Origin of the sequence: Paraburkholderia ribeironis (assembly GCF_900019265.1) — a bacterium.
Taxonomy (GTDB): domain Bacteria; phylum Pseudomonadota; class Gammaproteobacteria; order Burkholderiales; family Burkholderiaceae; genus Paraburkholderia; species Paraburkholderia ribeironis.
Map to the genome: position 1 here is coordinate 491 of NZ_CYGX02000178.1, position 664 is coordinate 1154.

1 protein-coding gene is annotated in these 664 nt (G+C 63.9%); it reads left to right on the plus strand.

The genetic code is table 11. The features are described 5' to 3' along the window. On the plus strand, positions 1 to 664 hold a 664-nt coding region (gene tnpC, locus BN2475_RS32985), incomplete at both ends, for an IS66 family transposase (protein ID WP_245841775.1).

Genomic DNA, 664 nt, shown 5'->3' on the forward strand with positions numbered 1-664 from the left:
GCAACTCGAACTGCGCCTCGAAGAGCTTGAGGCCGACGAAGGCGCGGCGCCGATCGAAATCCCGAAGACGCCGCGCACGGCTGCGGAACAGGCACCGCGCAAGCCGCTGCCTGAGCATCTGCGGCGCGAGATCCGAACGCACTTGCCCGAATCGGCCGGGAAGTGCACGGAGTGCGGTGGCGAGATGAAGTCACTGGGCGAAGACGTCGCCGAACAACTTGAGTACGTACCGGCAAGCTTCAGGGTCATCCGTCATGTGCGCCCGAAGTTTGCGTGCGTGTGTTGCGACCACATCTCTCAGGCGCCTGCACCGAGTCGTCCCATCGAACGTGGTCTTGCCGGCCCAGGGCTGCTGGCACACGTGCTGGTCTCGAAGTTCGCAGACCATGTACCGCTTTACCGCCAGTCGGTCATGTACGCGCGAGAAGGCGTCGAGCTTGATCGCTCGCTACTTGCGAAGTGGGTCGGTCACGCTGCGACGCTGCTGCAGCCGCTCGTTGAAACACTGCGTCGTCACGTGATGTCGGCGACGAAACTGCACGCCGACGACACGCCGGTTCCAGTGCTTGCACCGGGCAACGGCAAGACGAAGACCGCTCGCTTGTGGGTGTACGTGCGCGATGATCGTGCGTCGGCCGACAAAACGCCGCCGGCGGTGTGGTTT